Here is a 26397-nt window from a genome sequence, read left to right as displayed (position 1 = left end):
TGGAACCAGCTTACCAGCTGACCTCGCGGTCGGGGGTGGCGCCGATTTTGTGAATGGACAGGTCCGCGCCCTCGAACTCCTGCTCGGCATCCAGGCGCAGGCCGACGAACTGGCGGATCACGCCGTACACCACAAAGCCCCCGGCCAGCGCCCAAGCCACGCCCGCGAGCGTGCCCAGCGCCTGCGCGCCCAAGCTCACGCCGCCGATGCCGCCCAGGGCCGTCTGGCCGAAGATGCCGCAGGCAATGCCGCCCCAGGCGCCGCACAGGCCGTGCAACGGCCACACGCCCAGCACGTCGTCCACCTTCCAACGGTTTTGCGTGAGGGTGAAGAACTGCACGAACAACCACCCCGCCACACCGCCAGTGACCAGCGCGCCGATGGGGTGCATGACGTCCGACCCCGCGCACACGGCCACCAGGCCAGCCAACGGGCCGTTGTACGCAAAGCCCGGATCGTTGCGGCCCAGCAGCGTGGCCACCAGCGTGCCGCCCACCATGGCCAGCAGCGAGTTCACCGCCACCAGGCCCGACATCTTGTCCAGCGTCTGCGCGCTCATCACGTTGAAGCCGAACCAGCCCACCGTCAGCACCCAGGCGCCCAGCGCCAGGAACGGGATGCTCGACGGCGGGTGCGCGCTCATGGCGCCGTCCTTGCGGTAGCGGTTCAACCGGGGGCCGAGCAGCAGCACCGCCGCCAGGCCGATCCAGCCACCCACCGCGTGCACGACCACGCTGCCGGCAAAGTCATGGAACTCCGCACCCGTGGCCGCCTTGAGCCAGGCCTGCACGCCGAACGCCTGGTTCCAGGCGATGCCCTCACAGAATGGGTACACGAAGCCCACGATGACCGAGGTGGCCGCCAGTTGCGGGCCGAAGCGGGCCCGCTCGGCGATGCCGCCCGACACGATGGCCGGAATCGCCGCGGCAAAGGTCAGCAGGAAGAAGAACTTGACCAGCTCGAAGCCGTTCTTCTGCGCCAGCTGCTCGGCGCCCACAAAGAAATGCGTGCCGTAGGCCACCAGGTAGCCCACGAAGAAGTACGCCAGCGTCGACACCGCGAAGTCCACCAGGATCTTCACCAGCGCATTGACCTGGTTCTTCTTGCGCACGGTGCCCAGCTCCAGGAAAGCAAAGCCTGCGTGCATGGCCAGCACCATGATGGCGCCCAACAAAATGAAGAGCGCATCGGCGCCCTGCTTGAGTGATGTCTCCAACGCTGTCTCCGTCGCACCCGACACCAGACTTGGGCCTCATGCACCAAGCCGAGCCGGCTTGCACCGAAACAGCAAATTCAATGCCCGGTTTTAAGGCGCACCTCAGCGCGCAACGCGCACCAATGCGCGGCACTACGCACGTTTATGGTGCGCTGGATGCACTTTTCTCGAACGCATCCGCACTGAATCCGAGCGTCCACGGCCCACCGGGCCAAGCCACCACGGGCCGCTTGATGACGCTGGGCTCGGCCAGCATCAGCGCCACGGCGCCGGCGTCGCTGGCGGTGGCCGCCGCCTTGACCGCGTCGTCCAGCTTGCGCCAGGTGGTGCCGGCGCGGTTGACCAGCTTGTCGCGCCCGAACGCCTGAAGCCAGGCCGGCAGCAGGTCGGCGGGCACGCCTTGCTTTTTGAAGTCATGAAACGCGACTTCCAGGCCCCGCTCAGCCAGCCAGACGCGGGCTTTTTTTACGGTGTCGCAGTTGGGTATGCCATAGACGGTGATCATGGGTGGCGAAGCTACCATGCCCTCGACTCCCCCTCGCCGATGGAGATGCCATGCTGAAGACGATCAAAGCGCGCCTGATGGCCGCTTGCCTGGGGCTGATGGTGGTGTCGGTGCTGCTGGCCACGCTGAGCAGCTACCGCGCAGCACGCAGCACCATCCTGCACGACCTCGCCACCCAGCTGAGTGCCAACGGCCAAGCCCAGGCCGACCGCATCGCCGCCTGGGCCACGGCGCAGAAGCACGTGGTGCAAGCCCTGGCGCCCGCCCTGGCTGCGGAAGACCCGCGCCCCGCCCTGCAGCAAGGCCTGACCTCGGGTGCACTGGATTTGGCTTACGTCGGCGGGGCCGACAAGCGCATGGTGTCGGTGCCCGACCGCCAGCGCGCCGCCGACTACGACCCCACCTCGCGCACTTGGTACAAGCTCGCGTCCGGCAGCAACGAGCCGGTGCTGACCGCGCCCTACATCGCCGCGTCGTCCAAGAAGCTGGTGGTGACCTTTGCGTTCGCCGTGCGCAACAACAGCGAGGTGCAGGGCGTGGTGGGCTCGGACGTGACGCTGGACGAGGTGGTCGGCACCGTGAACCAGCTCAAGCCCACGCCATCGGGCTTCGCCTTCCTGGCCGACAAGCAGGGCAAGATCATTGCCCACCCCAACACCCAGTTGACGCTCAAGCCCATCACCGACCTGGCCGCCGAGTTGAGTGCGGCCCGGTTGCTGGAGGCCGGTGCGGACACCTTGGTGGAAGCACAGATCGCCGACAAGGCCTTCTTCATGCGCGCCGCCCCGGTGGCTGGCACCGACTGGCTGCTGGTGACGGCGGCCGAACGTGGCGAGGCCCTGGCCTCGTTGAACTCCCTGCTGCGGGACGCCGGCCTCACCCTGTTGGTGCTGCTGATGGGCGGGGTGCTGCTGACAACCTGGGTGGTGAACTCGCTGCTGCACCGGCTGGTGGTGGTGAAGGACGCGATGCTGCAAATCGGCAGTGCCGGCGGCGGTGACCTGACCCAGCGCCTGAACGACCGCGGCGAAGACGAACTCAGCGACATCGCCCGCGCGTTCAACCAGTTCGTGTCGCAGATCGAGACCGTGATGCGCGGCGTGGCGCACAGCGCCGAGTCCATTGCCGTCGCTTCGCGCGAGATTGCAGCTGGGGCGCAAGACCTGAGTGGCCGCACCGAAAGCGCGGCGGCGAGCCTGGAAGAAACCGCGTCCTCCATGCAGCACATCACCCAGACGGTGCAACGCAGCGCCGACCAGGCCCAGGAGGCCAACGGCCATGCGAACGGCACCGCCACCGTGGCCCGGCGCGGCGGCGAGGTGGCGCAGCAGGTGGCCTCCACCATGGAGCAGATCAGCGCTGCGTCGGCCCGCATCAACGACATCATCGGCACCATCGACGGCATCGCCTTCCAGACCAACATCCTGGCGTTGAACGCGGCCGTGGAAGCAGCCCGCGCGGGCGAACAAGGGCGCGGCTTCGCCGTGGTGGCCGGTGAGGTGCGCGCGCTGGCGCAGCGCTCGGCTGAGGCCGCCAAGGAGATCAAGGCCCTCATCGGCAGCAGCGTGGAGCGCGTGAGCGACGGCAGCCGGCTGGTGGACGAGAGCGCACGCACCATGCAAGACATCCTGCACAGCGTGCAACGTGTGACGACCATCGTGGCCGAGATCACCGCCGGCGCTGCCGAGCAAAGCCGCGGCATCAGCGAAGTGAACACCGCCGTCGTGCAACTGGACCAGATGACCCAGCAAAACGCCGCGCTCGTCGAGCAATCGGCCGCCGCTGCCGAGAGCCTGAAGGATCAGGCCGCCCAGCTGTCGCACATCGTGGCCACCTTCCGCATCAGCCGCTGATGATCGACTGGCTGGACGACGCCACCCTCGACTTCCCGCCCTCGTACCGGGCGCTGGGGCCCGACACCGACGCGCCGGGGCTGCTGGCTGCCGGCGGCACGCTGACGCCGGAGCGGCTGGAGGCGGCGTACCGGCGCGGTGTGTTCCCCTGGTACAGCCCGGGGCAACCGGCCCTGTGGTGGGCGCCGGACCCGCGCATGGTGCTGCAGACCGCGAACTTCAAGCTGTCGCGGTCTTTGCGCAAGACGGTGCAGCGCTTCGCGCAGAACCCGGGCTGCGAGATCCGGGTGGACCACGACCGCGCCGCCGTGCTGCGCGCCTGTGCCAGCACGCCGCGCGAGGGGCAGGACGGCACCTGGATCGTGCCGGACCTGCAGGCGGCCTACCTCGCGTGGCCGGCCATGCACAGCATCGAAACCTGGATGGACGGCGAGCTGGTGGGCGGCCTCTATGGCGTGCAGTTGGGGCGCATGTTCTACGGCGAGTCCATGTTCATGCGCCGCACCGATGCGTCCAAGATCGCGCTGTGCGCGCTGATCTGCCTGTGCCGGAGCTTCGACATCCCCTGGATCGACTGCCAGCAAAACACCCGGCATCTGGCCTCGCTCGGCGCCGCCGAAGTGCCGCGCGACGCCTTCGAGGCCCACCTCGCCGCCCATGTGGATGCCGGCCCGGTCGGGCCCTGGACCTATCATTCGGGCCACTGGCATCGGCTCCTCGACCCCACGTGACGCACCCCAAAGAACTGCCCCTGGCGCAGATCCAGTTCTACGCCACCGCCGCCTACCCGTGCAGCTATGTGCCCGGTCGGCAGGCGCGCTCGCAGGTTGCGACGCCCAGCCACCTGATCCACGCCGACGCGTATTCCAACCTCGTGGCGGCCGGATTCCGCCGCAGCGGCCTGTTCACCTACCGCCCCTACTGCGACCAGTGCCGCGCCTGCATTCCGCTGCGCGTGCCGGTGGACCGCTTTGTGCCCACCCGCTCGCAACGGCGCGCCTGGAAGGCGCACCAACAGCTGGACGCCAAGGTCATGCGCCTGGCCTATTCGCCCGAGCACTACGCCCTGTACCTGCGCTACCAGGCCGGCCGACACAGCGGCGGCGGCATGGACCACGACAGCGTTGACCAATACACGCAGTTCCTGCTGCAAAGCCGCATCAACTCACGGCTGGTGGAGTTTCGCGAGCCCGTGCCTGAAGGCGAAACCGGCCCCGGCGCGCTGCGCATGGTGTCCATCCTGGACATCCTGAGCGACGGGCTGTCCGCCGTTTACACCTTCTACGACCCCGACCTCGAGGCCAGCTTCGGCACCTATGGCGTGCTGTGGCAGATCGAGCAGGCGCGCGAACTCAAGCTGCCGCACGTCTACCTGGGCTACTGGATCGAAGAGAGCCCGAAGATGGCCTACAAGGCTGGTTTCCGGCCGCACCAGGTGCTGAAGAACGGCGCCTGGGAAGACGCCGCGCCGGCCTGACTCACACCAGCACTTCCACGCACGCCGGGTGGCCCAGGAAGCCCTCGGGGCTGGCACTGCGGCCGTAGGCGCCGCTCTGGTACACCACGGCCAGATCGCCGATGCCCCCACGGGCCATGTCCATGCGGTCGGCCAGCAGGTCCAGCGGCGTGCACAGCGGCCCCACCACGCTGGCGGGCTCGGTCGCCGTCTCCACGCGGCCTTGCGGCTCGATGGAGGCCGGGTAGTTCTTGCGCAGCACCTGCCCGAAGTTGCCCGAGGCCGACAGGTGGTGGTGCAGACCGCCGTCCGCCACCAAAAACACCTGACCGCGCGACAGCTTGCGGTCCACGATGCGGCTGACGTACACACCCGCCTCACCCACGAAGTAGCGGCCGAGTTCGATCACCAGCTTGGCGTGCGGCAGGTCCGCCTTCGCACGCGTCTGCAGGGCGGCGAGGTTGTCGGCAATGGGCGCCAGATCCAGGCGCGTCTCGCCCGGAAAGTACGGAATGCCGAAACCACCGCCCAGGTTCAGGAACTTGACGGGCGCCGGTGCGGCTTCGGCCAGGCGAAGGGCCAGTTCGTAGCTCTTCTGCTGGGCTTCGCAAATCGCTTCGGCCTTGAGGTTTTGCGAGCCCGCGAACAAGTGAAAGCCTTCAAAGGCCACGCCCTCGCCCGCCAGCGCGCCGACCTGGGCCAAGACCTCCGGCACGGTTTCCGCGTCGATGCCGAACTGCTTGGGTCCGCCGCTCATGCGCATGCCCGAGCCCTTGAGCTCGAAATCCGGGTTCACGCGCAGTGCCACACGCGCGGGCAATCCCAATCGCTGGGATGCGGCAGCCAGCACCTTGAGCTCGCGCGCCGTCTCCACGTTCACCAGCACGCCAGCCGCCACGGCCTGGCCCAGTTCGATGTCGCGCTTGCCCGGCCCGGCAAAGCTGATCTCGTGCGGGTCGGCCCCGGCATTCAGCGCCACCTGCAGTTCACCCGCAGACGCCACGTCGATGCCGTCCACGAGCCCGGCCATCCACTGCACGAGCGCCGGCATCGGGTTGGCCTTCATCGCGTAGTGCAGCTCGATGCCCTGCGGCAGCGCCGCCCGCAGCTCCGCCACGCGGGCCTTCAGCAATGCGCGGTCGTAGGCATAGAAAGGCGTCTGGCCCACGCGCTCGGCCAACACCGACAGGCGCTGGCCGCCCACCAGCAACTCACCGCGTGCATCACGGGGAAACAGGACGGGCGCGTGCTCCAGCACACGCTTCACAGGCAGGGTTTCGCTCATGCGGGGTGACGTTCAAGCCAGTCGGTCGACAGCGTCTTGCGGTCGATCTTGCCGTTGGGGTTGCGGGGCAGCGGACCGCTGCGCACCTCGATGCCGTGCGGCACCATGTAAGCCGGCATGCGCGCCTTGCACGCGGCGGTCAGCGCGGCCAGGTTCAGCTCGGCCGCGCCCTCGGGGGGCGTGGCAATGACCTGGATGGCCTGGCCCAAAGCGTCGTGGTAGACGCCGAAAGCCACGCACTCGCCAACCAAACCGGTGGCGTACAGCACCTCTTCCACCTCGGTCGGGCTGACCCGGTAGCCCGAGGTTTTCATCATCTCGTCGCGGCGCCCCACGAAGTACAAAAAGCCCTCGGCATCGCGCTTCACCGTGTCGCCCGAGAACACCGCGAACTCCGGCAGCTGCAAGCCGCCTTCACGCCCGCCCACGCCCACGGGCAGTGGCTTGTAGCGCTCGGCGGTCTTTTCGGCGTCATTCCAGTAACCCAGGCCCACCAGCGCGCCCCGGTGCACCAGCTCGCCGGGCTCGTCGGGCGCGCACTCGGTGCCGTCTTCGCGCAGCACCAAAATTTCGGCGTTCGGAATCGCCTTGCCGATGGAGTCCGGCCGGCGGTCCACCTCCTCAGGCGGCAGGTAGGTGGAGCGGAAGGCCTCAGTCAGGCCGTACATCAGGAAAGGCTTGGCCGACGGCGCCTTGGCGCGCAGCAGATCCAGGGTCGCCCGCGGCATGCGCCCGCCGGTGTTGGCAAAGTAACGCAGGTTCGCGTCGATGGCGGCGGGCCATTCCAGTTGCGTGAGCTGGATGTACAGCGGCGGCACGGCGGTCAGGCCGGTCACCTTTTCACGCTCCATCGCCTTGAGCACGTCCTTGGGCAGCAGGTAGTTCAGCAGCACGACGCGGGCGCCCGTGTGGAACGCAGTCGTCAGCTGGCTGAAGCCCGCGTCGAACGACAGCGGCAACGCCGCCAGCAAGGTGTCGCTCGCGCGGTTTTCCAAGTAGGTGGCCACGCTCTTGCCACCAGCCACCATGTTGCGATGCGACAGCACCACCCCCTTGGGCCGCCCAGTGGAGCCGGAGGTGTAAAGGATGGCCGTCATGTCCGTGTCGATGACCCGGTGGCCCGCACGGCCGGGTGTGGCCAGCAACTGCGCCCAGTCGTGCACCGGCACGTGCGCCGTTCCAGCCCCGTGAGTCAGCACCACATGACGCAGCGCGGGGCACTGGGCCAACACCTCGCCCAACTGCGCGAGGCGCTCCGGCGAGGTGACGAGCACGCGCACGTCGCAGTCGCGCAGGATGAACCCGACCTGGTCCGGCTTCAAAAGCGGATTCAACGGCACGAACACTGCGCCCGCAGCCGGCGCGCCGAAGCTCGTCACCACCGTCTCGAAGCGCTTCTCCAGGTAGATCGCCACACGCTCGCCGCGCGCCAGGCCCAGCTCCACCAGGCCGCTGGCCAAGCCGCGCACGGCGGTGTCCAGCTCACCGTAACTCAGCGTTGCCGCGCCATAGGTCAGCGCAGGCGCCTCCGGCGTGCGCTCGGCGGCAACAGCCACCAACTCATGAAGCAGCGTGGATTCAGGCATGGAATGGGCAGGGTCCAAAGTCGAAAAAAGTATCTCACGCGCCCCCGATCCCAAGGGGGCGCCTCCCCGGGGCCAAGGGGGCAGCCCGCTAAACTGCGCGGCTGCTTTTTTGGACGCTTGCCCATGGACAAGGATCAGGTGCTCGGCCACGTGCTGAGACTTCTCGACGACGTGCTCAGCCTGGACGGCCGCAGCCAAACCTTCACGCGCGACACCGCGCTGTTGGGGGCCCTGCCCGAGCTGGACTCGATGGCCGTGGTCAGCCTGATCACCGCGCTGGAGGAACAGCTGGGGCTGGTGGTCGACGACGACGACATCGACGGCGACACCTTCGCCACCGTGGGCTCGCTGGCCGACTTCGTGTCGGCTCGCCTGGGTTGACCCCCCAGCCCGACATCTTTTTCCTGCCCGCCCCGGGCGGCGAGCAGCGGCTGTGTGTGTTTCACAGCCCAGCCGGCACCCCGCGCGGCCGGGTGCTGTACCTGCACCCGTTCGCCGAGGAGATGAACAAGTCGCGCCGCATGGTCGCCCTGACCTGCCGCGCCTTGGCCGACGCCGGCTACGCGGTGCTGCAGGTCGACCTGCGCGGCTGCGGCGACTCGTCCGCCGACTTCGGCGACGCCTTGTGGGCGGACTGGCAAGACGACGTCCGGCGCGCGCTGGACTGCCTGGACGCCCGCACTGCTGCCCTGCCGCATCAGCCACATCTGCCCATCTGGATCTGGGGCCTGCGCGCCGGCGCTCTGCTGGCCTGCGGCGATTGGGGCCGCGCGGTGAACCTCCTGCTCTGGCAACCCATGACCAGCGGCAAGCTTGCGCTGCAGCAGTTCCTGCGCTTGAAGCTGGCGGCCGAAATGGCCTCGGGCAACAGCAAAGGGCTGATGGACCAACTCAAGGCCGAACTCGCCGCTGGCCGGCCGGTCGAGATCGCCGGCTACGCGTTGAGCGCAGCGCTCGCCAGCGGCCTGGAGGCCGCCCGACTGCAGCCGACCGGCGCCACCGGGCGCGTGGAATGGCTGGAGCTCAGCACCCGCGACGACGCCACGCTCAGCCCCGTCAGCGAGCAAGCCGTGCAGCAATGGCGCACGGCGGGCTGGAACGTTCGCACCCACCTGGTTCAGGGCCCAGGCTTTTGGGCCAGCAGCGAAATCGAGACCGCCCCAGAGCTGATCACCCGCACCGTGGAGGCACTGGCATGAAAGAGTCGGTGCTGCGCTTCGACTGCGAAGGCGAGTCGCTCGTCGGCATCCTGGCCGAACCCGCTGCCGAGGTGCCGTCGGCCGAGGTGGGCGTTCTCATCATCGTCGGCGGGCCGCAGTACCGGGTGGGCAGCCACCGGCAGTTCACCCTGCTGGCGCGCGACCTCGCCCAGCAGGGCTACCCAGCGCTGCGCTTCGACTACCGCAGCATGGGCGACAGCCCCGGCGAAGCGCGCGACTTCCTTGGGGTGGATGCCGACATCCGCTGCGCCATCGACGCACTGTTGGCCGCCCGCCCCGGCTTGCGCCGGGTGGTGCTGTGGGGGCTGTGCGATGCGGCTTCCGCTGCCTTGCTGTACTTGGATGCCACGCACGACGCCCGCGTCGCCGGCGTGGCCCTGCTCAACCCCTGGGTGCGCTCCGCCGCCACCCTGGCGCAAACGCACGTCAAGCACTACTACTGGCGCCGCCTGCGCGAAAAGGCGTTCTGGCTCAAGCTGCTCAAGGGCGGCGTGGGCATGAAAGCCCTGACGACGTTGACGCGGAATCTGAAGTTGGCCCGCGGTGCACGCACCAGCCAGAGCGGGCCGCGCAGCTATCAAGACCGCATGGCGGACGGTTTGCGCAGCTTTGCAGGGCCGGTGCTGCTGGTGCTGAGCGGTGATGACTACACTGCGCGCGAATTTCGCCTGCATGCCGAGGCCTCGACGGCTTGGACGGGTCTGTTGACGGGCCCGACGCTCACGTTGAACGAACTGCAGACCGCCGACCACACCTTTTCGACCCTGGCGGATCAAGCCGAGCAGAGCCGCCTCTGCTTGGCATGGTTGAAATCCTCTTGCTGAACCCACACGCCATATGAAAACGGGTTTCTACGCTCCCATCGTTCGGCTCCTCGCCGCACTGAGTCTGCTGACGGGGGCCAGTGCAGCCTTGGCCCAGCGCGCGGCCCCCCCGCCCGCAGGCTGCGGCGAGATCAACAACTTGTACGGCCCGTTCGATTACCGCACCGCGCATGAATCCCGCCGCGCACTGGTCGAGAACGCCCACTTCCCCCGAGGCGTTCAGACCCTGACCAAACGGGCCACCGGCGAGTTCGGTCACGACATCGGCTACACGCTCGCCGTGTTCCCGAACCATCATCGGGCGATTTTGGTGATGGAGCGCCTGAGCTCACTGGAACGATCGGACCCGCCACGTGGCGCGGACATGACGATCGATTGCTACTACGCCCGTGGCATGGCTTACACGCCGGACGACCACGTGTTCCGGATGCTCTACGTGAGCTTCCTCATCCGTCGCGACCGATTGGACGAAGCCAACAAGTTTTTGGACTACGTGGTGGCGCAAGCCGACGACAACCCGCTCACGCTCTTCAATGCCGGCATGTTGTTCGTCGACATGAAGAACTACGACAAGGCCCTGATCCAGGCCCACAAGGTCATGGCCCTGGGCATGACACGGCCCGAGTTGCGCGAGCGTCTGACGGCGGTCGGGCGTTGGGTTGAGCCCGATGCCAAGGCAGGGTCTGCGCCGGACGACGCCGCTTCGCAACCCTCCCGCTGAACCGAGCCCATGCCCCGCGTCAACATCGTGGTTCCGGCCTACAACGCCGAATCATTCATCGGCGAGACCGTGCAGTCGGTGCTGAATCAAACGGCCGGAGACTTTCAGCTCACCATCATCGACGATGGGTCCAAAGATGCGACGGCCGCACGGGCGGCGTCCAGCGATGCCCGCGTTCGGGTCATCTCGCAGGACAACCGGGGCATGTCGCGCTCGCGCAATCGCGGCATGGCCGAGGTTGACTCGGAATTCGTCGCCCTGCTGGATGCTGACGACATCTGGCACCCCGAAAAGCTGCGGCTCCAACTGCATGCCCTACAGCAACGGCCGGATCACGACTTTTGCTACACGGGCTTCGAGGTCTGGCATGGCGAGGCACGCCCCGACTTTGCAGCTTCGGCGCGGGCCGGCCGGGTCGACGAAACCTTGTCAGGATGGATCTACCCCAAGCTGATCCTGGACAACCACGCGCTGCCGTCATCTGTGCTGTGGCGCCGATCCGCCTGGGATCAACTGGGCGGTTTCCTTACGAACAACCAGCAGACAGACGATTGGGAGTACTTGGTCCGGGCGAGCACACAGCACCGCTTTGTGAGGCTGGCGGAATCGTTCGTGCTGTATCGCCAGCACCCGGTGTCGCTGTCCCGGCGCATACCGGCCACGAACACGACGGAACTGATGCGGGCGGAATTGATTCAGCGCTTTGGGATGAGCTCGCCGCCGGGCCACGATGTCGACCCGGTCGCACTGCGCCGCTTCCAACATCGCGGGTGGTGCAACTTCGCCGACGCTCATTGCGCCAAGGGCGACCTCGGTCTGGGGCTGAAGACGTTCGCTGGCCTGCTGGCCCGTGGCCCGCAGCGGGGCGCGACGCTCAGCAAATGCGCCAAGTCACTGGTGCGCCGCTGGATTCCAAAGCGCTGAACGCTGACACGGCGCTACCGGCTGGCCTTTGCCAGCACGTCGCGGTACACCTCCAGATGCCGCTCCGCGCTGCGACGCCATGAAAACTGACGAACCCACGCCCGCGCCTGTTCGGCGCGCTCTGCGCGTGCGTGCGCAGGCAGTTGCAAGATCTGCTGCAGGGACGCCAGCCACGCCTCGAAGTCGAGCGGCGCGTTGGTCCAGGCCAGCGGCCCCACCAGGTCAACCAAGCTGCTGACCGGACTGAACAGCACCGGCGTGCCAGCCGCCTGAGCCTCGACCGCCGGGAAACCGAACCCTTCGTACAGGGTCGGGTAGATCGCCGCGGCGGCCCCACGATAGAGAGTCACCAGCTCTGCGTCTTGAAGAAATGGCGTGAAGTGCACCCGTCCGCGCAACGCTGGTGGAATGGCATCCAGCGGCTGCGTGCCCGCGCCGAACCCGCAACCGACAAGGTGCAGGTCTTCTCCGCCGCAACGGGCAAGCAGTTCCAGCGCCCAGTCAAAACGCTTGCGCTTCTGGGCGCCGCCGAGATACAGCAGGTAAGGTGCACCGGCCAGCGCGGACGTCACGGTGTCGGGCAGTGGCGCGCGGGTGTCGCTGAAAAACTCATCAGCAATGCCATGCGGAATGATGGTCAACCGATCGGCCAAAAAGGGCCAGCGAGCGGCGATGTCACGCCGGGACGACTCGCTGATCGTGATGACCGCTGCGCATCGCCGCAGCGCGATGTTCTGCACATGGTGCAGGTAGTGGTGAGTCAACCCTTGGGTCGGTTCCTCCCAGGGCACGGTGTCGTGAATGGTCACGATCGTCGGCACAGGCTGCCAGATCGGTGCCGTGTTCTCGGCGCAGTGCAGCAGCTGCACATCCGTGCCGCGCAATCGCAGAGGCAGGCCCAGTTGCTCCCACAACTGGAACCGATCGCCACGGAAATCAAACACCTCCGAGTGGCCCTGCAGCGGCTCGGGCACACGAAACGGCACGGCGGGGTTGTGGCCGTACACCGTCCAGGAGATGTCGTCCTGCGGGCGCACGTTGCGCAACACCTCTTGCACGTACCGCCCGGTGCCCCGCAAGTGGGGCACGTTGAGCGTGCGAGCAACCATTCCAACGTGCAGGGTCATGCGTGACGACTTTCCAGATTCAGTGCCGCTGCCGCAAATGCGCAGCCAGACGCAGCGCCAGCGCTGCAATGGTGAGGCCGGTGTTGGCAATCCCGCTGGAGGGGATCACCGAACCATCACACACATACAAATTGTCCAGCCCATGGACTCGACACTCGGGGTTGCACACGCCGGCCTCCGGCCCGACCGACATCCGCGCCGTGCCCGAGTGGTGCGCGGCGCTGCGCAATCCGGACTGCCAGTCGGCGAACACCCGCGCCCGCCGGGTCACGGGCTTCAGCCAAGCCAGCACATCCTCCACCGAAGCGTCCAGCACGCGCCGGAAGGCATCTGTCAGAACCCAGTGGCGCACGCGCACCGCGGGCGCTTCGCCCTCTGCGGGACGAAGCCACACCGACAGTTCGGGCGAGGTCGGCATTTGGGCGCACATCAGCAGCGTGTAATGGCGCGTGGGCAGGCGAATGCCGAACTTGAACGATAGGATGTCGAGCACATCGTCCCAGTGCTTGAACAGCTGCACGTAGTTGAGCGGGTTCCACGGGTTGCGGCGCAGCAGGTTCAGCACGCTGCCGACGCGCTCGCGCCGGCTGGCGCGGTGGTAGGTTGCCGCCGGCCGCAGCTGGAACGACACGTGCAGCCCGTCTCGCTTGACCACCAACGGCAGTCTCAGGTTCCCGTCTGTCCCGGGCACGTGAAAATTCCAGAGTCGGTACAACGGCACCGTCACTTCAACTTCGCCCACGAAGCCCATGGGATGGTCCTCGTAGTGGGCGCCCGCGTGAACCAACCCGGGCAGCGGTGCCCGCTGCGCCAACCGCTGCAACAGCACGGGGGACCCCAACCCACCGGCCGCCAGCACGAACACATCGCCGCGAACGGTTTGCCGCTCCTCCCCAACCTGCACCTGCATGGCTGCAATCTGCCCGGAACCGTCAAGCTCGAAGTCGAGCACATCACCGGCCACGAGCGTGACGCGCCCCGCCAGATCCAGCGAGGTCCACAGGTTGCGGGGCCAACGCGGGTAGTAGAGGCCTTGCAGCAAGCCTTCCGGCAATCCGAGGGAACGATAGCGCTGACGCAGGTCGGCGATGCCGCGGGCGACCTGCGTCAGTGAAGTGCCAGCCAACAGCGGAAAGGCTTGGTCGTAGTACGGAGCCAGCTCGGCCTTGGCGAAAGGCCAGTGGGCATCAAAGATTTCGTCGTCAATCTCGATCAGCCCGTTGTGCCACAGCTGGGTCGATCCACCCAGCCCACCACCGAAATGTGGGTCAGGTCCGGCGGACAGGCCAGTATCCAGAACAGGAAAACGCGGGTCCAGTGCGTCCGCCCCACGCTCCACCATGACCACGTCGTGTGACGCCAGCAGCGCATGGGCAAGCATGCAGCCGCCCAGCCCAGCACCGACGATGACCGCGCGAGGTTTCATCGCGCCAAGTGCCCATGGGCGCGCAGCCAATCCCGTGTCAGGCCGAAACCCTGTTCGAAATCCACCTTTGGCGTCCAGCCGAGCAAATGCTTGGCCTTGTCATTGGTGAACGTGATCGGGAACGTCTCACGCAACACACGCCCCAACGGCGGCCAGGGCGCCACGGGCGGCTGCCAACCCGCCAAACGCTTGAGCTTGCGCAGAACCCGGGTTGGCAGCCCACCAACGGGCTCGGGCGGATGCTCCGCCCAATAGCGACGGGCTTGGTCCGAGGACAAGTCGGTGAAGCGGGGGGCGGGTTCGACAAGCCCGGCAAACCGCCGAATGAACTCGCCCCAACTCACCGCATCGTCGCCATTGATGAACATGGCTTGACCGAGGGCCTCATCACGAACCAGGGCTGCGTCGATGGCGGCACAGACATCGTCCACATACACCGCATTGCAGACGCCCTGCCCGCCGTCAAACAGTGTCACTTCGCCCGCCAGCGCTTGACGAATCACTTGGTGCTCGAAATGCCCCCCGTGGCCGTACACCACGGTGGGGCGCAGGATCACAGCCGGCAGATCTCCCCGGTCGATGGCGGCCTGAACGATTTCTTCTTGTTCAGCCTTCGAGTCTGAATAGTCATTGCCGTAGCGACCGATCCGTGCCGTGTCTTCGCGTGCGGCCTCAAGGCCTGGCGCAGGCCCATGGACCGACATGGTGCTGATGTGCACGAAGCGCCGCACCTTCTGGGCCACGGCTGCGTCCACCAGCCGACGCGTCGCCTCCGGGCCCCGATCGCCATGCGCCAGGTGCACGACGGCATCGCACCCCTGCAAGGCTGCCGCAACCTGGCTGGGCACCAGCAAGTCTGCTGCAACCGCTGCACGCCCCTTCGCACGCTCGCGCGCTGCAGTCTCGGCTGATCGCGCCATCGCAACATAACCCTGCTGGCCTGCGCCATCCAGGCGCTCGCACAGGCGCGAGCCGATGAATCCAGTCGCCCCGGTGATCAGGCAACGTGTCGGGCGGACGGTCAAGGAGGTCATGGGAGGTCTCGAACAGAGGCAGAGCGATCAGCGCCCACTGGCGCCACCCCGGGTACCGCGGGGAGCGGCGAAGACCGCGGTATCGCCGCGCCGCTGGGGCGGCGGCGATCATATCGGCGGCACCACGCCCAACTTCTGTGTGACGGCCTGCTCAATCATGGGGGAGCCCCAGTCAGGGCGCCCTCGGTGCGCAGACTACACTGCTGCGCCCTCCACGTCGGGCACGGCCCCCCATGCCGCCCACGCCTTAGCACCCCGATCCCGACGCCTTCCGCGCTTTGCGACGGCGTGGTGTCCCGAGATCGTGAACTGTCCGCCGATGCCCCTGCACATTGCCGTCATCCTCTGCACCTGGAATCGCGCTGCAAGCCTGCGGGTGACGCTCGATTCGCTCCGAGGCCAGCAGATCGATGGCTCGACGGCCGTGAGCTTCATCGTCATGGACAACAACTCGAATGACGACACCCGTGCCGTCGTCGAGGCGGCGCGCAGCGACTGGCCTGTGGGCCAACTGCACTACCGGTTCGAGGGGCGGCAAGGCAAGCAGTTCGCCTTGAACAGCGGCATCGACTTCGCTCGGTCGTTGGGCTGCGAACTGCTGCTGTTTTCTGACGACGACATCCTGTTCCCGCCCCGCTGGTGCCAACAGGCTGCCGGTTTCTTCCAGGACCCGCACGTGATGTTGATCGGCGGCAAGACGCTGCTCGATTGGCCCCCCGCCGGGCCGCCTGCATGGTTTCACCGCAACATGGCGGCGATCCTGGCCGGGGTGGACCTGGGCGACAGGAGGCTCGATCCGCCCGATTCAACCTACGCCCCGGCCGGCTCCAACATGGCTGCGCGCGTGGGCCTGTTTGATCAGGTGGGAGGCTTCTCCGAGGCGCACTTTCGCCACATGGATTACGAGTTCGGCCAGCGCTGCATGAAACGCGGCGTGTACGTAACCTACGAACCGGACTGGGTGGTTCGGGCGCCGGTCGACCCCCAACTGCTCACGCGGCGCTATTTCCGCCGCTGGTCGCTGAAGGCCGGCATCTCACCATGGCAAGACATGCAGCCGGGCATTCGTCATCTTGGCTGGGTGCCGTTGTGGCTGTACCGGCAGATCGTTCAAGACTGCCTGGTGTGGCTCGTCGCCCCCTTGCGAGGCGAATCGCCCGATAGCCGGTTCTTGCGCGAACTGCGCATCTGGCGCGGCTGGGGCACGGTGGCGAGCCGTTGGATCTCTCGTTTGCGTCCATCGGCCTACCCAGCGTGGGTCAAAGCGCGCTCTCAAAAGCGCAAGGATGTGTACTGAACATGGTCCGCCTGCCGGTGGCCTTGTTGGCTCGGAATGCCCGTGCGCCTTCGCTGCAGCGCAGCGACGCTTGCGATCGCACCGAGGCGCCGCGCCCGTCGGACTGCCGGAGCACTGAGACGTGACGACGGTCCGGAGATCGCTCGGATTCGCATTCCTTGAGCGCTACCTCATGATCGGGCTGCAGCTGGTGTCGTTCACCCTGCTGGCGCGGCTGCTGACGCCACACGAGGTTGGCCTGTACTCCGTCTCCATGGCCTTGATCAGCATGGCGCAGGTGATCCGCGACTTCGGATTGGCCAGCTACCTGATTCAAAAGAAGGACCTGACCCGTGAGGAGGTGGGCAGCGCGCTGGGCGTGTCCTTGCTGTTGGGCACACTGCTGTTCGCCTTGATCTTCGGCGCAGCCCCGACCATCGCGGAGTTCTACAGCGAACCACGCTTGGTGGACATCATCCGCGTGATCGCGATCAATTTTCTGGTCCTGCCGTTCAACTCCATTTCGATCGCCTTGCTGCGGCGGGATATGCGCTTTGACGCGTTGATGAAGATCAACGTGAGTGCAGCCACCCTCAGCTGCTGCACGACCTTGGGGCTGGCCTGGGCCGGGGCGGGCGCCGTGAGCCTGGCCTGCGGTGAAATTGCCAGCAGCATCACCATGGCACTGGGCGTGAGCCTGGCCGGAGCGTGGGGCCGGCTGTCCCGCCCCCAATTTCGGCACTGGCGCGCGATCTTGGGCTTTGGCGGGCCCGTCACTGCGGCCAATGTTGTCACGTCGGCCTCGATGGACATCAACGACTTGGCCGTCGGCAAGCTCTTGGACTTCAGCCAAGTGGCCATTGCGAGCCGCGCCCAGGGGCTGATGAATCTGTTTGCTCGGGACATCATGGGCACCGTGCGCTCCGTGGCCTACCCTGCCTTCGCTCAGGCCCATCGCGAAGGCAGTCACCTGGAGGCGCGCCATGTGCAGAGCCTGGCCGCGGTCAGCGCCGTGGCGTGGCCTTTTTATGGGTTCGTCGCCCTGTTCTCACTCGAGGTGTTGCGGCTGATGTTCGGCTCGCAATGGGACGCCTCCGCGCCGCTGGTGCCCATCTACTGCATTGCAGGCGCGGTCAGCGTCCTGAACAGTCTCGTTCCGACGGTCATGCTGGCAGCTGGGCACGCCAAGCGGGTGGCTCTGGCCGACTTGATCATCCAACCCGTCAAGGCGCTGGTGCTGGTCGGGGCGCTGTGGTGGTGGCGCGACCTCACCGCGTTGGCCCTTGCGTTCTTGGCCATGGCCGTCGTGGCCATCCCGTACTTCTACGCATTCAAGCACCGGCACCTGCCTACTGATTTTCAGACGCTCGCTCGCGAACTGCTGCGCAGTGGCGTCCTGGCAGCTGGGTGCCTGCTGCCATCGGCCTTGCTGGGTCACGCATTGCGCCAGCCCGGCCAAGCCTTGCCCCTTCCAGCCTGGCTTGGCTGCGCTGCACTGACCTGCGTTCTGTGGCTGGCAGGGCTGCGTTTGGTGAGGCACCCCCTGTACTCGGAACTGCTCGCGATGTTGCGTCGACGCGCGGGCGCAGCCACATCGTCATGAACGTCTTCGTCGTCATCGTCACCTTCAATGGCGCTGCCTGGATCCGCGGCGCGTTGCAGTCCTTGCGGGAAAGCCGACACCCGTGTACCGCGGTCGTGGTCGACAACGCGTCCACCGATCAAACCGCCGAGATCGTGCGCCGGGAGTTTCCTGAAGCCGTGTTGCTCGAAACCGGCGCCAACCTCGGCTTCGGGCGCGGCAACAACCTCGGCATTCGGCACGCACTGAACGAGCGGGCTGACGCGGTATTCCTGCTCAATCAGGATGCCTACGTGACGCCGGACGCCATCGGCGACATGGTGGCGTTCCTCGCCGCCGAGCCCGCTTTCGACATCGTTACCCCTTTGCACTGCAGCCCGGACCTGAGTCAGGTGGACCCGCAAACCCAGCGCGGCTACCTGCAGCGATACGCGTCTCGCTATCTGTCCGACGCCTGCATCGGTCAAGTCCAACCCTACTACCCCATCCACGGCATCAACGCCGCGGCTTGGATGCTGAGAAGTCGGGTGTGGACGAATGTCGGCGGATTCGACCCGCTGTACTTCATGTACGGTGAAGACGACGACCTGATCGCCCGTTTTGCTTTCCACGGCCATCGCACGGCCTTGCTGCCGGCCTCGAGGATCGTCCACCTTCGCGCCAAGTCGCCGCGACCACCGCAAAGCTGGTGGCAGGTCACGCGAGGTCGCTGCGAACGCGCGCGGTCCGGCCTGCTGATCGACATGAAGAGACCCGACGGGCGCCTGTCCGGTCAATTGATGCGGCTCATCGCCGACGGCCTGGTGCGGCCTTTCGGCAACCTGCTGAACGACCACGACCTGCAGGACTTCGTGGCGGCGATCTGGGCGACGGGACGCGTGCTGAGCGAGTTGCCGCGCATCCGGCGTCACGCGCAGCTTTGCGCGACGCCGGGCGCCCATTTCCTGGGAGACGATGCGCGATGAGCGCAAGTCTGAGCTGGCATCTGGAGCGCCTGCCGCCCAGCGACGGCCTGGGCCGCCACCGCGAGGCTTGGGATCGTCTGAACCAGCAGTTGATGGCTGGCCACGCGATGCTGGACAGCCAGTTCGTCGAACCGATGCTCCGCCACTTCGCCCCACCTGGCGTTCAACTGGCGATCGGCACGCGAGACGGCCAGGTGGCCGCGATGGTGGTGCTGAACGCTCATGCCCGTGGGCTCGGGGTGTGGGCCACGTTTTTGCCATCACAAGCGCAAATCGGACTTGCGCTGATACCGCCGGATGGTGACGTCACAGGGCTGTTCGCCCAGTTGCCGGGTTATGCGAGTGAGCTGGATCTGCTCTGCAACGACGGTCGATTTGTCGACTTCCGCAGTCTGGCCGGTGACCCGCCCAAGCGCAGCCTGCCGCACTCGCTGACGATGAACGTCAACTTGCGCGGTTCATTTGATGACTACTGGGCACAGCGCCCGCGCAAGCTGATCCAGAACATGCGTCGCTACCTTCGACGCCTGCAAAACGAATCGCCCATCAATGGGCTGCGCGTCATCACGACTGCCGCCGACATGCCTGCAGCCGTGGCCCGTTACGCCGAGCTCGAAGGCCGGGGCTGGAAGGGGCGCGAAGGTACGGCCGTCCAAGCGGGCACGCCCCAAGGTCAGTTTTACGTCGATGTGTTGAGCCGATTTGCTGCACGAGACCAAGCCTTGGTGTATGAATTGTGGCTGGGCGATGTTCTGCTCGCATCACGCTTGTTGCTGCTGCGCGGCGACATGGCCGTGATGCTGAAAACAGCCTTTGACGAACAGTTCGAGCGCTTCGCCCCTGGGCGCATTTTGTTGCTCAAAACCCTGGAAGACCTGTTCAGCCGTATCCCCGGCGGCGTGGTCGAGTTCTACACAAACGCTGAGGCAGACCTGCTGGCGTGGTCCACCTCCCAACGGTGGATCCACCACGTCAGCTTTTACCGCCACACCGGTCTGCCGGTGTTGTTCGCGGCGCTTCGGCGCAGCACTCGGATCTGGCGAGCCAAGAAGAAACCACGGCACATCGACACAGACTTCATGGTGGAGCGCAGCGGATCGATCGTAGAAACCTTCAAGCACCCGCGCGACCTGCCCGACGACGCCCGCGCGTTGCTGCGGCGGCAAGAAGACGCCTACGTGGAGTTTGGTGCGGACTGGTTTGGCCTGCTTGCTGACACGGTGTTTCGTGGCGAGAGCCACGTGGTTCTTTATGTGCTGCGCCGCCAAGGACGCGCACTCGCGGTGCTGCCCGTGGGCGTGCAAGACAGCGGCACGGGCATCGAGATTGGTGCCCTGGCCAACTACTACACCACGCTGTACTCACCGACGCTGGCCGCGGATCTCTCTGCAGAGGATTTGATGCCTCTGTTGGTGGCGTTGCGCCGTCAGCATCGCGCCTACGCCTACCGGTTTTGGCCGATGGATCCGACCGCCAAAGAGTTCGGACTGCTCCGCGACGCACTCCGATTGGCTGGGTTGCAAGCGCACGAGTACTTCGCCTTCGGAAACTGGTATTTGCAAGTCAACAGCGACTGGGCGGACTACCTGAAGCATCGCTCAGGCCAACTGCGCAGTACCATCAAACGGATGACCAAGCGGCTCGCCGCTGAACCCGGCGGGCGGTTGGAAATCATTCAGGATGCAGCGGATGTGGACCGGGGCATTGCTGCCTACGAGGCCGTCTACGGCGCCAGCTGGAAGGTGCCGGAACCCTACCCGGAGTTCATTCCGGGCCTCATTCGGCTCTGCGCCCGCCGCGGCTGGCTGCGCCTGGGGATCGCGTGGATTGGCGATCAGCCCATCGCAGCGCAGTTGTGGATCGTGAACGGTTCGCGAGCGCACATTTACAAGGTCGCCTACGACGAGAACTTCAAGCACATCGCACCTGGCACGCTCGTGACGGCGCTGCTGCTGGAGCAGGCCATCGACCGCGACCAGGTCACGGAGGTGGACTACCTCATCGGTGACGACGCCTACAAGAAGACCTGGATGAGCCACCGCCGCGAGCGGTTCGGGCTGATTGCCTACGACCCGGCCACCCTTCGCGGCCTCTACGGGTTGGGCAGGCAGGCCATCGGCAACGCCTGGAGGCGCCTGCGGAGCACGGTCTCCCAACGCAGCCTTCCCCCTGACAATTCGACTGCTTGATGCTCTTGCGACCTCCTATGCACGATCGCGACTTGCCGCACGACACCCCTTTCGCCACCGCCGCCCTGCGGCCAGGTGCACCATCGGTTGAGCCGCTTCAGGACTGGCAAGCTGCCTTTGCGGCGCAGGGTGCGGCATGTGCCGCGCAAGCGAGCGGCGAATTTGCTGTCGCACTTCACCTTCCCGACGGTGGGCGCTACCTGGCCGTGGATCGATTGGCCATCCGCAGCCTTTGCTACGCCGTGCGCGATGGCCAGCTTCATTTCGCCACTCGCGCGGACGTCCTGGCGCGCGCCCTGGGCATCCAGGAGATCGACCCGCAATCGATCTTCAGCTATCTCTTCCATCACTGCATTCCTTCTCCACGCACCATCTATGCGGGCATCTTTCGCCTGCCTCCAGCGCATTACGCGCTGTTCCGCGATGGCGCGCTGACGGTCGCACCGTATTGGCAACCGCGCTTCGAAGAACTGGCTCAACCGGACTTTGGCGACCTTCGCGATGAATTCAGGAGCATCCTGCGCGACGCCGTGAAAGACCGCCTTGACGCAAATGGGGCGACAGCTTGCTTCCTGAGCGGCGGCACAGACAGTTCAACCGTCTGCGGCCTGCTCGGCGAAGCGACCGGCCAGCGGCCAGCGGGCTACTCCATCGGATTTGAAGCCGAAGGCTATGACGAGATGGAGTACGCACGCATCGCCGCCAAGGCGTACGGTGCGGAGCATCATGAGTACTACGTGACGCCTGCCGACTTGGTGAAGGCCATTCCCAACGTGGCTGCGCATTACGACCAGCCATTCGGCAACTCGTCCGCGGTGCCCGCCTTCTACTGCGCCAGCAAGGCCAAGGCCGACGGCTACACCCGGCTGCTGGCCGGCGACGGAGGTGACGAGCTGTTCGGCGGCAACACCCGCTACGCCAAAGAGCGCGTCTTCCATGTTTACAGCCAGATTCCCACGCCACTCCGCGCGGGCGTGCTCAATCCGCTGTTCATGAATCCGGTCACGGGCAACATCCCGTTGCTGAAGAAGGGCACCAGCTACATCCGCCAGGCCCGGGTGCCCATGCCCGACCGCATGCAGAGCTACAACCTGCTGGATCGCCTCGGCATGACGGACGTGCTGACCCCGGCATTTCTTGCGTCAGTCGACCCTCATGGGCCTCGCGAGCACCAGCGGCAAACCTGGGCGGCGGGCCCGAAAGAAGCCAGCCTCGTGAACCAGATGCTGGCTTTCGATTGGCGCTACACCTTGGCGGAGAACGACTTGCCCAAGGTCGTCGGTACGACCGCGCTGGCCGGGATCGACGTGGGCTTCCCGCTGCTGGACACCCGGCTGCTGGACTTCTCTCTCAAGCTGCCCACGAGTTACAAGCTCAAGGGCCTGAAGCTGCGCTGGTTCTTCAAGGAGGCGCTGCGCGGCTTCCTGCCCGACGAGATCCTGACCAAGAAGAAGCACGGCTTCGGGCTGCCCTTCGGCCCATGGGCCGTCAAGGACGCGGCGCTGAATGCACTGGCTGCGGAGTCACTTCGCGGCGTCGTCGCTCGCGGCATCGTGCGGGCGGAATTCGTCGAGAGCCTGCTGACGCAGCGCTTGAAAGAGCATGCGGGCTACTACGGCGAGATGGTCTGGATCTTGATGATGCTGGAGCAATGGCTGCGCCGCCACGCGCCCAACTACCGCGTCAGCTGACGCGAGGGCTGAGCGCCCCACCCGCCCCGCTCCCAAGCGCCCCAAAACCTCAGTGCATGAGGTTGCGCGCCAGACGCAACGCAAACTTGGCTGGCGAACGGTCCCACGGCGTGAAGCGAGGAATCTGGAAGACATCGTCACCGCGCCGAGCGGCCGCCCACCGCGTGGTCACGGCCGCAGCAAAGCCCAGTTCCCGCACCAGGGCCGGATGCACGTCGGGCAAAAAGTCAGTGCCAGGCTTGCCGTTCGGGTAGGCAAAGAGACGCACCGGGGCCCCCAGCAGCGATTGCAAAACATCCCGGCTGCGCTCGATTTCATCGGCGGCGCCACGCGCGTCCAACGTCGCCAAGATGGGATGCGTCACCGTGTGCGCCCCCACTTGCATGCCGGCCGCGTGCAAGCGCCGGACGTCATCGCTGGACATCATCAAATCGTTCGCCGGCGCCACACCGGCACGCTGCGCTGCCGTGTCGACACAACGTTGCCGGGGCTCGGGTGCCAAGTACTTCACCCGTTCGATCAACGCATGCAGCGCCTCACGCCGGGTGCCTTGCGGGCCCAAATCGACCTGCCCCAAGTCGTGCCCTTCGGCATCGACCAAACCGCGCAAATCCAGCGTGTCTGACGCCGCATGCCGGACCGCTTCGATCAGCGTGTCGTTCCACATGCGGCCGCCATCCAGGAACCCCGTGGCCACAAAGAAGCTGCAAGGTAGGCCATGCTGCCGCAACAAGGGCAAGGCCACGTCGTGGTTGTCTTTGTAGCCATCGTCGAAGCTCAATGCGGCAGCCCGCGCCGGCAACGTGCCATCGTTCAAGCGTGCGATCGCCTCATCCAGCGGCAACACCCGGAACCAGCGCTTCACCCAACCCAACAGCGCATCGAACCGCGCGGCATCCATCTCATCCGGAAATAGCGGATCGGGGACCGACAGCACGCGATGAAAAATCAACACGGTGAGCCGCGCACGGGGCCCCGCCGGCGACAGCAACTGAAACATGGCCTTCATGGCGCCTCCGCCTTCAGGCGTTTGTTCTTGATCCAGCCGCGCATGAATTGAGGCCAAACGATCAGCGGCTCCTCGGGCTCACGCAGCCATGCCTTGCGCGCCAGCCAACGGCGCCCCACCACAGCCATGATCAACATGTTGTACGGCAAATCCCAATAGGTCAGGCTGAGGAAGGCGCCGCCCACCGCATACCCAACGAAGCCCACCTGCAACATGCTGCCCAAGTCGGACAGCCACTGCGTTTCCGGCTGCCAGCGGCCTTGCGTCCGCAGGTGACTGGCCGAGCCCCAGGCGAAACAAAACAAGGTCAGGAACAGGATCAGGCCGATGAACCCCTGCTCCCCGAGCACCATGAAATAGATGCTGTGGGCGGCGTGCACATCGTTGGGGTCCGGGCCATAGAGGGCAAAGATCTGCGCGGTCCAAATGTAGAAGCCGCCGCCAAAGAAATTCGACTTCGCAAGGTTCCAGGCCATCCACCAGGCATTGATCCGCCCCATGGCGGACTCGTCCTGGTCATAGCTCTTGATGGTGTGCATCCGGTCCCACCATTCGGCGGGCATGAACGACAGCAACGCACCGCCGATCACCACCATCCCGACCGCACCCATCACCTTGTTCTTGCCGCGCCACCAAAGCACAAGCGCCATGGAGGCGATGGCCAAGAGGGCGCCGCGGGAATGGCTGCCCAGGGCCGCGGCGGCCATCATGACCATGCAAAACGTCATCACGCCCTTGGCCCACTTGGCCTGCATCTGCAGCTGCAGGAACCGCATGAGCGGAATCACCATCGTGATGGCCAACGCGATCTCGTTGTTGCCTTCCACGTAAGTGTTCTCCGGGCCCCAGACCTTGTAGCTGCCGCCCGTGAGCACGGTGAACAAGCCCCCCTTGACCCCGAAAAACCCGATGGACAGCACGTTGACCCAGACGAACAACATCAGGTGCCGCTTCGAGTTCAACAGCACCAGCGTCACAAGCACCATGAAGTCGATCTTCATCACCCGCTTGAACAGGTCGAAGCTGGGTTCCCAGATCATTGAAAACGGCAAGGTGATGCAGAACCAGCCCATCAACAGCATCAGGGTGATGTTTTCGCGATTGAGCGAGAAGTCGCGCCGATCCTTGGTGAGCATCAGCCCCAGCAAAGTCGACCCCGCGATTGCTGCTGCGAACGGTTGATCTCTAAGCGTCCACGACAGCTGGTGGGGATTCATGATGCTGAGCCAGGTCCAGCACATGATCCCGATCCAAGGCCGGCGGAAGGCTTGCAGGAAGCACCAGCCGATGATGACGAGCAGGATCAGGTCACGCATGACGCTCCGCCTTGCTGAGAATGGACTCGAACAGGGCCAGTTGCCCCTCCGTGGTGGCCTGCCAGCTGAAGCCTTCGGCATACCGGCGCGTGGCGGCACGGTCAACATCGCCGGACAGCAAGTCAGCCAGTGCCGCTGCAAATGCAGCACCGGTTCGTTGCGGCACCAGACGCCCCGCGGCCGGCTGGGCCACCACCTCGGGGGTGCCCCAGATGTCCGTGGCCACCACCGGCGTGCCGCACGCCATGGATTCGAGCAACACGTTGGCCCAGCCTTCTCGGCTGGAACAGAGCAGCAACGCATCGGCGGCGCTGTACCACTGATACAGATCCGCGTTGGGCACGGCACCAGTGAACTGAACCTGTTCCGCAACACCCAACTGATGCGCCAAGGCCTGCAGCGCCGCGCGCTCGGCCCCCTCGCCAATCACCACCAGTCGAGCCTCAGGATGGGTGACGCGCAAGGCCGCCAGCGCCTCGATCGCGACATGGTGCCCTTTGCGCTCGATGAGATGCCCCACCGACAGCAGCAGCGGCTGCCCCGCAACGCCCACGGCGACCCGCGCCTCAGCCTGAGGCACGGGACGAAAACGTTGCAGGTCGACCCCGTTGCGCAGCACGTGCAGCCGCTGGGCGTTGTGCCCCCAACCTCTCAACACGTCCATCAGCGCGGAACACACGCCAATGGAGCCGTCAGCACGACGCGCCGCCCATTCGATTTGCCGGCGCGGCAGCGGGTATTGCGGGATCAGGTTCAGGTCGGTGCCACGGGCGGTGATGGTCAACGGCTTGTTGAACCACCGCGCCAACAACGCGGCAGCCACGCCGTCGGGGTAGTAGTAGTGCGCATCGATGAGGTCGAACTCGAAACCCTCATCAATGACCTGCTGAATCGCTGCGCGCGCCCCCAGGGCCATCAGCAGCGGCGCGGAGGTCATGCCGACCTTGGGCAACAACACGTAGCGTGGGTGCAGCACGTCGAGACCATTGCGCTGCTCACGACGCGGCGTCCGGGCAAATTGGGCGTACTCGCCCCAACGGGCTGCCGACGACGGGAACCAGGGCACCGGCGCCACCACACGGGACTCAACACGCCCGCTCTTGAGCAACTCGCGCAGCCGGGTCTCCACGAAGATGCCGTGGCCAGGCCGCACGCTGCTGGGGAACAACGTGGAGAAGGTCAGGATGCGCAA

Annotated in this window: 23 protein-coding genes; 13 read left to right on the top strand and 10 right to left on the bottom strand. The window is 66.0% G+C overall.

The genetic code is table 11. From position 1 onward, the window contains the following. Positions 1 to 10: 10 nt before the first annotated feature. Together ACG01O_RS07495 and ACG01O_RS07490 are read right to left on the bottom strand one after the other, a co-directional pair. Positions 11 to 1159 carry an ammonium transporter gene (locus ACG01O_RS07495; RefSeq protein WP_394384192.1) on the bottom strand — a complete coding sequence of 383 codons (1149 nt, stop codon included), beginning with the start codon at positions 1157 to 1159 and terminating at the stop codon, positions 11 to 13. 199 nt (positions 1160 to 1358) lie between these two features. Beyond that, the gene (locus tag ACG01O_RS07490; protein ID WP_394383097.1) at positions 1359 to 1721 is read right to left on the bottom strand and encodes an arsenate reductase; all 363 of its coding nucleotides are present in this window, start codon (positions 1719 to 1721) and stop codon (positions 1359 to 1361) included. Positions 1722 to 1771: 50 nt separating this feature from the next. On the opposite strand from ACG01O_RS07490, the gene ACG01O_RS07485 reads away from it, so the two are divergent. Genes ACG01O_RS07485 through ACG01O_RS07475 form a run of 3 tightly spaced genes read left to right on the top strand, consistent with a single transcriptional unit; the run spans position 1772 to position 5051 of the window. Further along, entirely contained in the window at positions 1772 to 3574 is a 1803-nt protein-coding gene (locus ACG01O_RS07485) for a methyl-accepting chemotaxis protein (protein WP_394383094.1), read from the top strand. Then, on the top strand, positions 3574 to 4305 hold the full coding sequence (locus ACG01O_RS07480) for a leucyl/phenylalanyl-tRNA--protein transferase (protein ID WP_394383091.1): 732 nt from the start codon (positions 3574 to 3576) through the stop codon (positions 4303 to 4305). The genes ACG01O_RS07485 and ACG01O_RS07480 overlap by 1 nt, the downstream gene beginning before the upstream one ends. Then, positions 4302 to 5051, top strand: a complete 750-nt coding sequence (locus ACG01O_RS07475) for an arginyltransferase (RefSeq protein WP_394383088.1) — start codon at positions 4302 to 4304, stop codon at positions 5049 to 5051. The genes ACG01O_RS07480 and ACG01O_RS07475 overlap by 4 nt, the downstream gene beginning before the upstream one ends. A 1-nt stretch (position 5052) precedes the next feature. Here the strand turns inward: ACG01O_RS07475 and ACG01O_RS07470 are convergent, their stop codons facing one another. Further along, positions 5053 to 6315: a pyridoxal-dependent decarboxylase, exosortase A system-associated gene (locus tag ACG01O_RS07470; RefSeq protein ID WP_394383085.1), complete on the bottom strand. Its 1263-nt coding sequence runs from the start codon at positions 6313 to 6315 to the stop codon at positions 5053 to 5055. Then, positions 6312 to 7901: an acyl-CoA ligase (AMP-forming), exosortase A system-associated gene (locus tag ACG01O_RS07465; RefSeq protein WP_394383081.1), complete on the bottom strand. Its 1590-nt coding sequence runs from the start codon at positions 7899 to 7901 to the stop codon at positions 6312 to 6314. The genes ACG01O_RS07470 and ACG01O_RS07465 overlap by 4 nt, the downstream gene beginning before the upstream one ends. A 123-nt stretch (positions 7902 to 8024) precedes the next feature. Here ACG01O_RS07465 and ACG01O_RS07460 point away from each other — a divergent pair, with 123 nt between their 5' ends. From ACG01O_RS07460 to ACG01O_RS07440, 5 genes are read left to right on the top strand one after another with little or no spacing between them, the layout of a single operon-like run. Further along, entirely contained in the window at positions 8025 to 8282 is a 258-nt protein-coding gene (locus ACG01O_RS07460; protein ID WP_394383078.1) for an acyl carrier protein, read from the top strand. Continuing rightward, the gene (locus ACG01O_RS07455) at positions 8279 to 9100 is read left to right on the top strand and encodes a hydrolase 2, exosortase A system-associated (RefSeq protein ID WP_394383077.1); all 822 of its coding nucleotides are present in this window, start codon (positions 8279 to 8281) and stop codon (positions 9098 to 9100) included. The genes ACG01O_RS07460 and ACG01O_RS07455 overlap by 4 nt, the downstream gene beginning before the upstream one ends. Next, positions 9097 to 9945 (top strand): hydrolase 1, exosortase A system-associated, encoded by an 849-nt coding sequence (locus tag ACG01O_RS07450; RefSeq protein WP_394383074.1) that lies wholly within the window; start codon positions 9097 to 9099, stop codon positions 9943 to 9945. Before ACG01O_RS07455 ends, ACG01O_RS07450 begins: the two co-directional genes overlap by 4 nt. A gap of 13 nt (positions 9946 to 9958) precedes the next feature. Beyond that, complete coding sequence (locus ACG01O_RS07445; protein WP_394383071.1) at positions 9959 to 10666, top strand: tetratricopeptide repeat protein; 708 nt, start codon at positions 9959 to 9961, stop codon at positions 10664 to 10666. A 9-nt stretch (positions 10667 to 10675) separates the two neighbouring features. Further along, positions 10676 to 11590 (top strand): glycosyltransferase family 2 protein, encoded by a 915-nt coding sequence (locus ACG01O_RS07440; protein ID WP_394383068.1) that lies wholly within the window; start codon positions 10676 to 10678, stop codon positions 11588 to 11590. A 14-nt stretch (positions 11591 to 11604) separates the two neighbouring features. Here ACG01O_RS07440 and ACG01O_RS07435 read toward each other — a convergent pair whose 3' ends face one another. Genes ACG01O_RS07435 through ACG01O_RS07425 form a run of 3 tightly spaced genes read right to left on the bottom strand, consistent with a single transcriptional unit; the run spans position 11605 to position 15177 of the window. After that, a complete protein-coding gene (locus ACG01O_RS07435; RefSeq protein WP_394383065.1) occupies positions 11605 to 12717 on the bottom strand; it encodes a glycosyltransferase family 4 protein in 1113 nt (370 codons plus the stop codon). A gap of 19 nt (positions 12718 to 12736) precedes the next feature. Then, positions 12737 to 14098: a GMC family oxidoreductase gene (locus tag ACG01O_RS07430; protein WP_394383062.1), complete on the bottom strand. Its 1362-nt coding sequence runs from the start codon at positions 14096 to 14098 to the stop codon at positions 12737 to 12739. Positions 14099 to 14139: 41 nt separating this feature from the next. Further along, positions 14140 to 15177 carry an NAD-dependent epimerase/dehydratase family protein gene (locus ACG01O_RS07425; RefSeq protein ID WP_394383059.1) on the bottom strand — a complete coding sequence of 346 codons (1038 nt, stop codon included), beginning with the start codon at positions 15175 to 15177 and terminating at the stop codon, positions 14140 to 14142. A gap of 319 nt (positions 15178 to 15496) precedes the next feature. Between ACG01O_RS07425 and ACG01O_RS07420 the strand changes: the two genes are divergently transcribed. From ACG01O_RS07420 to ACG01O_RS07400, 5 genes are all read left to right on the top strand, one after another. Further along, positions 15497 to 16474 (top strand): glycosyltransferase family 2 protein, encoded by a 978-nt coding sequence (locus tag ACG01O_RS07420; RefSeq protein WP_394383056.1) that lies wholly within the window; start codon positions 15497 to 15499, stop codon positions 16472 to 16474. 172 nt (positions 16475 to 16646) lie between these two features. Then, positions 16647 to 18056, top strand: coding sequence for a lipopolysaccharide biosynthesis protein (locus ACG01O_RS07415; RefSeq protein WP_394383052.1), 1410 nt, complete (start codon positions 16647 to 16649; stop codon positions 18054 to 18056). Beyond that, entirely contained in the window at positions 18053 to 19000 is a 948-nt protein-coding gene (locus ACG01O_RS07410) for a glycosyltransferase family 2 protein (protein ID WP_394383049.1), read from the top strand. The genes ACG01O_RS07415 and ACG01O_RS07410 overlap by 4 nt, the downstream gene beginning before the upstream one ends. Next, complete coding sequence (locus tag ACG01O_RS07405) at positions 18997 to 21189, top strand: GNAT family N-acetyltransferase (RefSeq protein ID WP_394383046.1); 2193 nt, start codon at positions 18997 to 18999, stop codon at positions 21187 to 21189. The genes ACG01O_RS07410 and ACG01O_RS07405 overlap by 4 nt, the downstream gene beginning before the upstream one ends. 206 nt (positions 21190 to 21395) lie before the next feature. After that, complete coding sequence (locus ACG01O_RS07400; RefSeq protein WP_394383043.1) at positions 21396 to 22880, top strand: asparagine synthetase B family protein; 1485 nt, start codon at positions 21396 to 21398, stop codon at positions 22878 to 22880. 49 nt (positions 22881 to 22929) lie between these two features. Here ACG01O_RS07400 and ACG01O_RS07395 read toward each other — a convergent pair whose 3' ends face one another. The 3 genes from ACG01O_RS07395 to ACG01O_RS07385 are packed head-to-tail and all read right to left on the bottom strand — an operon-like array spanning position 22930 to position 26397. Further along, positions 22930 to 23880, bottom strand: coding sequence for a polysaccharide deacetylase family protein (locus tag ACG01O_RS07395; RefSeq protein WP_394384190.1), 951 nt, complete (start codon positions 23878 to 23880; stop codon positions 22930 to 22932). A gap of 5 nt (positions 23881 to 23885) precedes the next feature. Then, a complete protein-coding gene (locus tag ACG01O_RS07390; protein WP_394383041.1) occupies positions 23886 to 25205 on the bottom strand; it encodes a putative O-glycosylation ligase, exosortase A system-associated in 1320 nt (439 codons plus the stop codon). Further along, a complete protein-coding gene (locus tag ACG01O_RS07385) occupies positions 25198 to 26397 on the bottom strand; it encodes a glycosyltransferase family 4 protein (RefSeq protein WP_419964629.1) in 1200 nt (399 codons plus the stop codon). Before ACG01O_RS07385 ends, ACG01O_RS07390 begins: the two co-directional genes overlap by 8 nt.

This window comes from Pelomonas baiyunensis, assembly GCF_043555935.1.
Lineage (GTDB): Bacteria > Pseudomonadota > Gammaproteobacteria > Burkholderiales > Burkholderiaceae_C > Pelomonas > Pelomonas baiyunensis.
The sequence above is the reverse complement of the archived record's forward strand: the minus strand, read 5'-3'. Positions and strand labels throughout refer to the sequence as shown.

What these genes read in the sequence shown, in the direction of transcription:
- ACG01O_RS07485 (WP_394383094.1), top strand. Translation starts at nt 1,772, where the DNA reads ATGCTGAAGACGATCAAAGCGCGCCTGATGGCCGCTTGCCTGGGGCTG.
- ACG01O_RS07425 (WP_394383059.1), bottom strand. Translation starts at nt 15,177, where the DNA reads ATGACCTCCTTGACCGTCCGCCCGACACGTTGCCTGATCACCGGGGCG.
- ACG01O_RS07445 (WP_394383071.1), top strand. Translation starts at nt 9,959, where the DNA reads ATGAAAACGGGTTTCTACGCTCCCATCGTTCGGCTCCTCGCCGCACTG.
- ACG01O_RS07470 (WP_394383085.1), bottom strand. Translation starts at nt 6,315, where the DNA reads ATGAGCGAAACCCTGCCTGTGAAGCGTGTGCTGGAGCACGCGCCCGTC.
- ACG01O_RS07465 (WP_394383081.1), bottom strand. Translation starts at nt 7,901, where the DNA reads ATGCCTGAATCCACGCTGCTTCATGAGTTGGTGGCTGTTGCCGCCGAG.
- ACG01O_RS07430 (WP_394383062.1), bottom strand. Translation starts at nt 14,098, where the DNA reads ATGCTTGCCCATGCGCTGCTGGCGTCACACGACGTGGTCATGGTGGAG.
- ACG01O_RS07490 (WP_394383097.1), bottom strand. Translation starts at nt 1,721, where the DNA reads ATGATCACCGTCTATGGCATACCCAACTGCGACACCGTAAAAAAAGCC.
- ACG01O_RS07450 (WP_394383074.1), top strand. Translation starts at nt 9,097, where the DNA reads ATGAAAGAGTCGGTGCTGCGCTTCGACTGCGAAGGCGAGTCGCTCGTC.
- ACG01O_RS07495 (WP_394384192.1), bottom strand. Translation starts at nt 1,159, where the DNA reads ATGGTGCTGGCCATGCACGCAGGCTTTGCTTTCCTGGAGCTGGGCACC.
- ACG01O_RS07405 (WP_394383046.1), top strand. Translation starts at nt 18,997, where the DNA reads ATGAGCGCAAGTCTGAGCTGGCATCTGGAGCGCCTGCCGCCCAGCGAC.
- ACG01O_RS07415 (WP_394383052.1), top strand. Translation starts at nt 16,647, where the DNA reads ATGATCGGGCTGCAGCTGGTGTCGTTCACCCTGCTGGCGCGGCTGCTG.
- ACG01O_RS07395 (WP_394384190.1), bottom strand. Translation starts at nt 23,880, where the DNA reads ATGTTTCAGTTGCTGTCGCCGGCGGGGCCCCGTGCGCGGCTCACCGTG.
- ACG01O_RS07460 (WP_394383078.1), top strand. Translation starts at nt 8,025, where the DNA reads ATGGACAAGGATCAGGTGCTCGGCCACGTGCTGAGACTTCTCGACGAC.
- ACG01O_RS07480 (WP_394383091.1), top strand. Translation starts at nt 3,574, where the DNA reads ATGATCGACTGGCTGGACGACGCCACCCTCGACTTCCCGCCCTCGTAC.
- ACG01O_RS07435 (WP_394383065.1), bottom strand. Translation starts at nt 12,717, where the DNA reads ATGACCCTGCACGTTGGAATGGTTGCTCGCACGCTCAACGTGCCCCAC.
- ACG01O_RS07390 (WP_394383041.1), bottom strand. Translation starts at nt 25,205, where the DNA reads ATGCGTGACCTGATCCTGCTCGTCATCATCGGCTGGTGCTTCCTGCAA.
- ACG01O_RS07420 (WP_394383056.1), top strand. Translation starts at nt 15,497, where the DNA reads ATGCCCCTGCACATTGCCGTCATCCTCTGCACCTGGAATCGCGCTGCA.
- ACG01O_RS07410 (WP_394383049.1), top strand. Translation starts at nt 18,053, where the DNA reads ATGAACGTCTTCGTCGTCATCGTCACCTTCAATGGCGCTGCCTGGATC.
- ACG01O_RS07440 (WP_394383068.1), top strand. Translation starts at nt 10,676, where the DNA reads ATGCCCCGCGTCAACATCGTGGTTCCGGCCTACAACGCCGAATCATTC.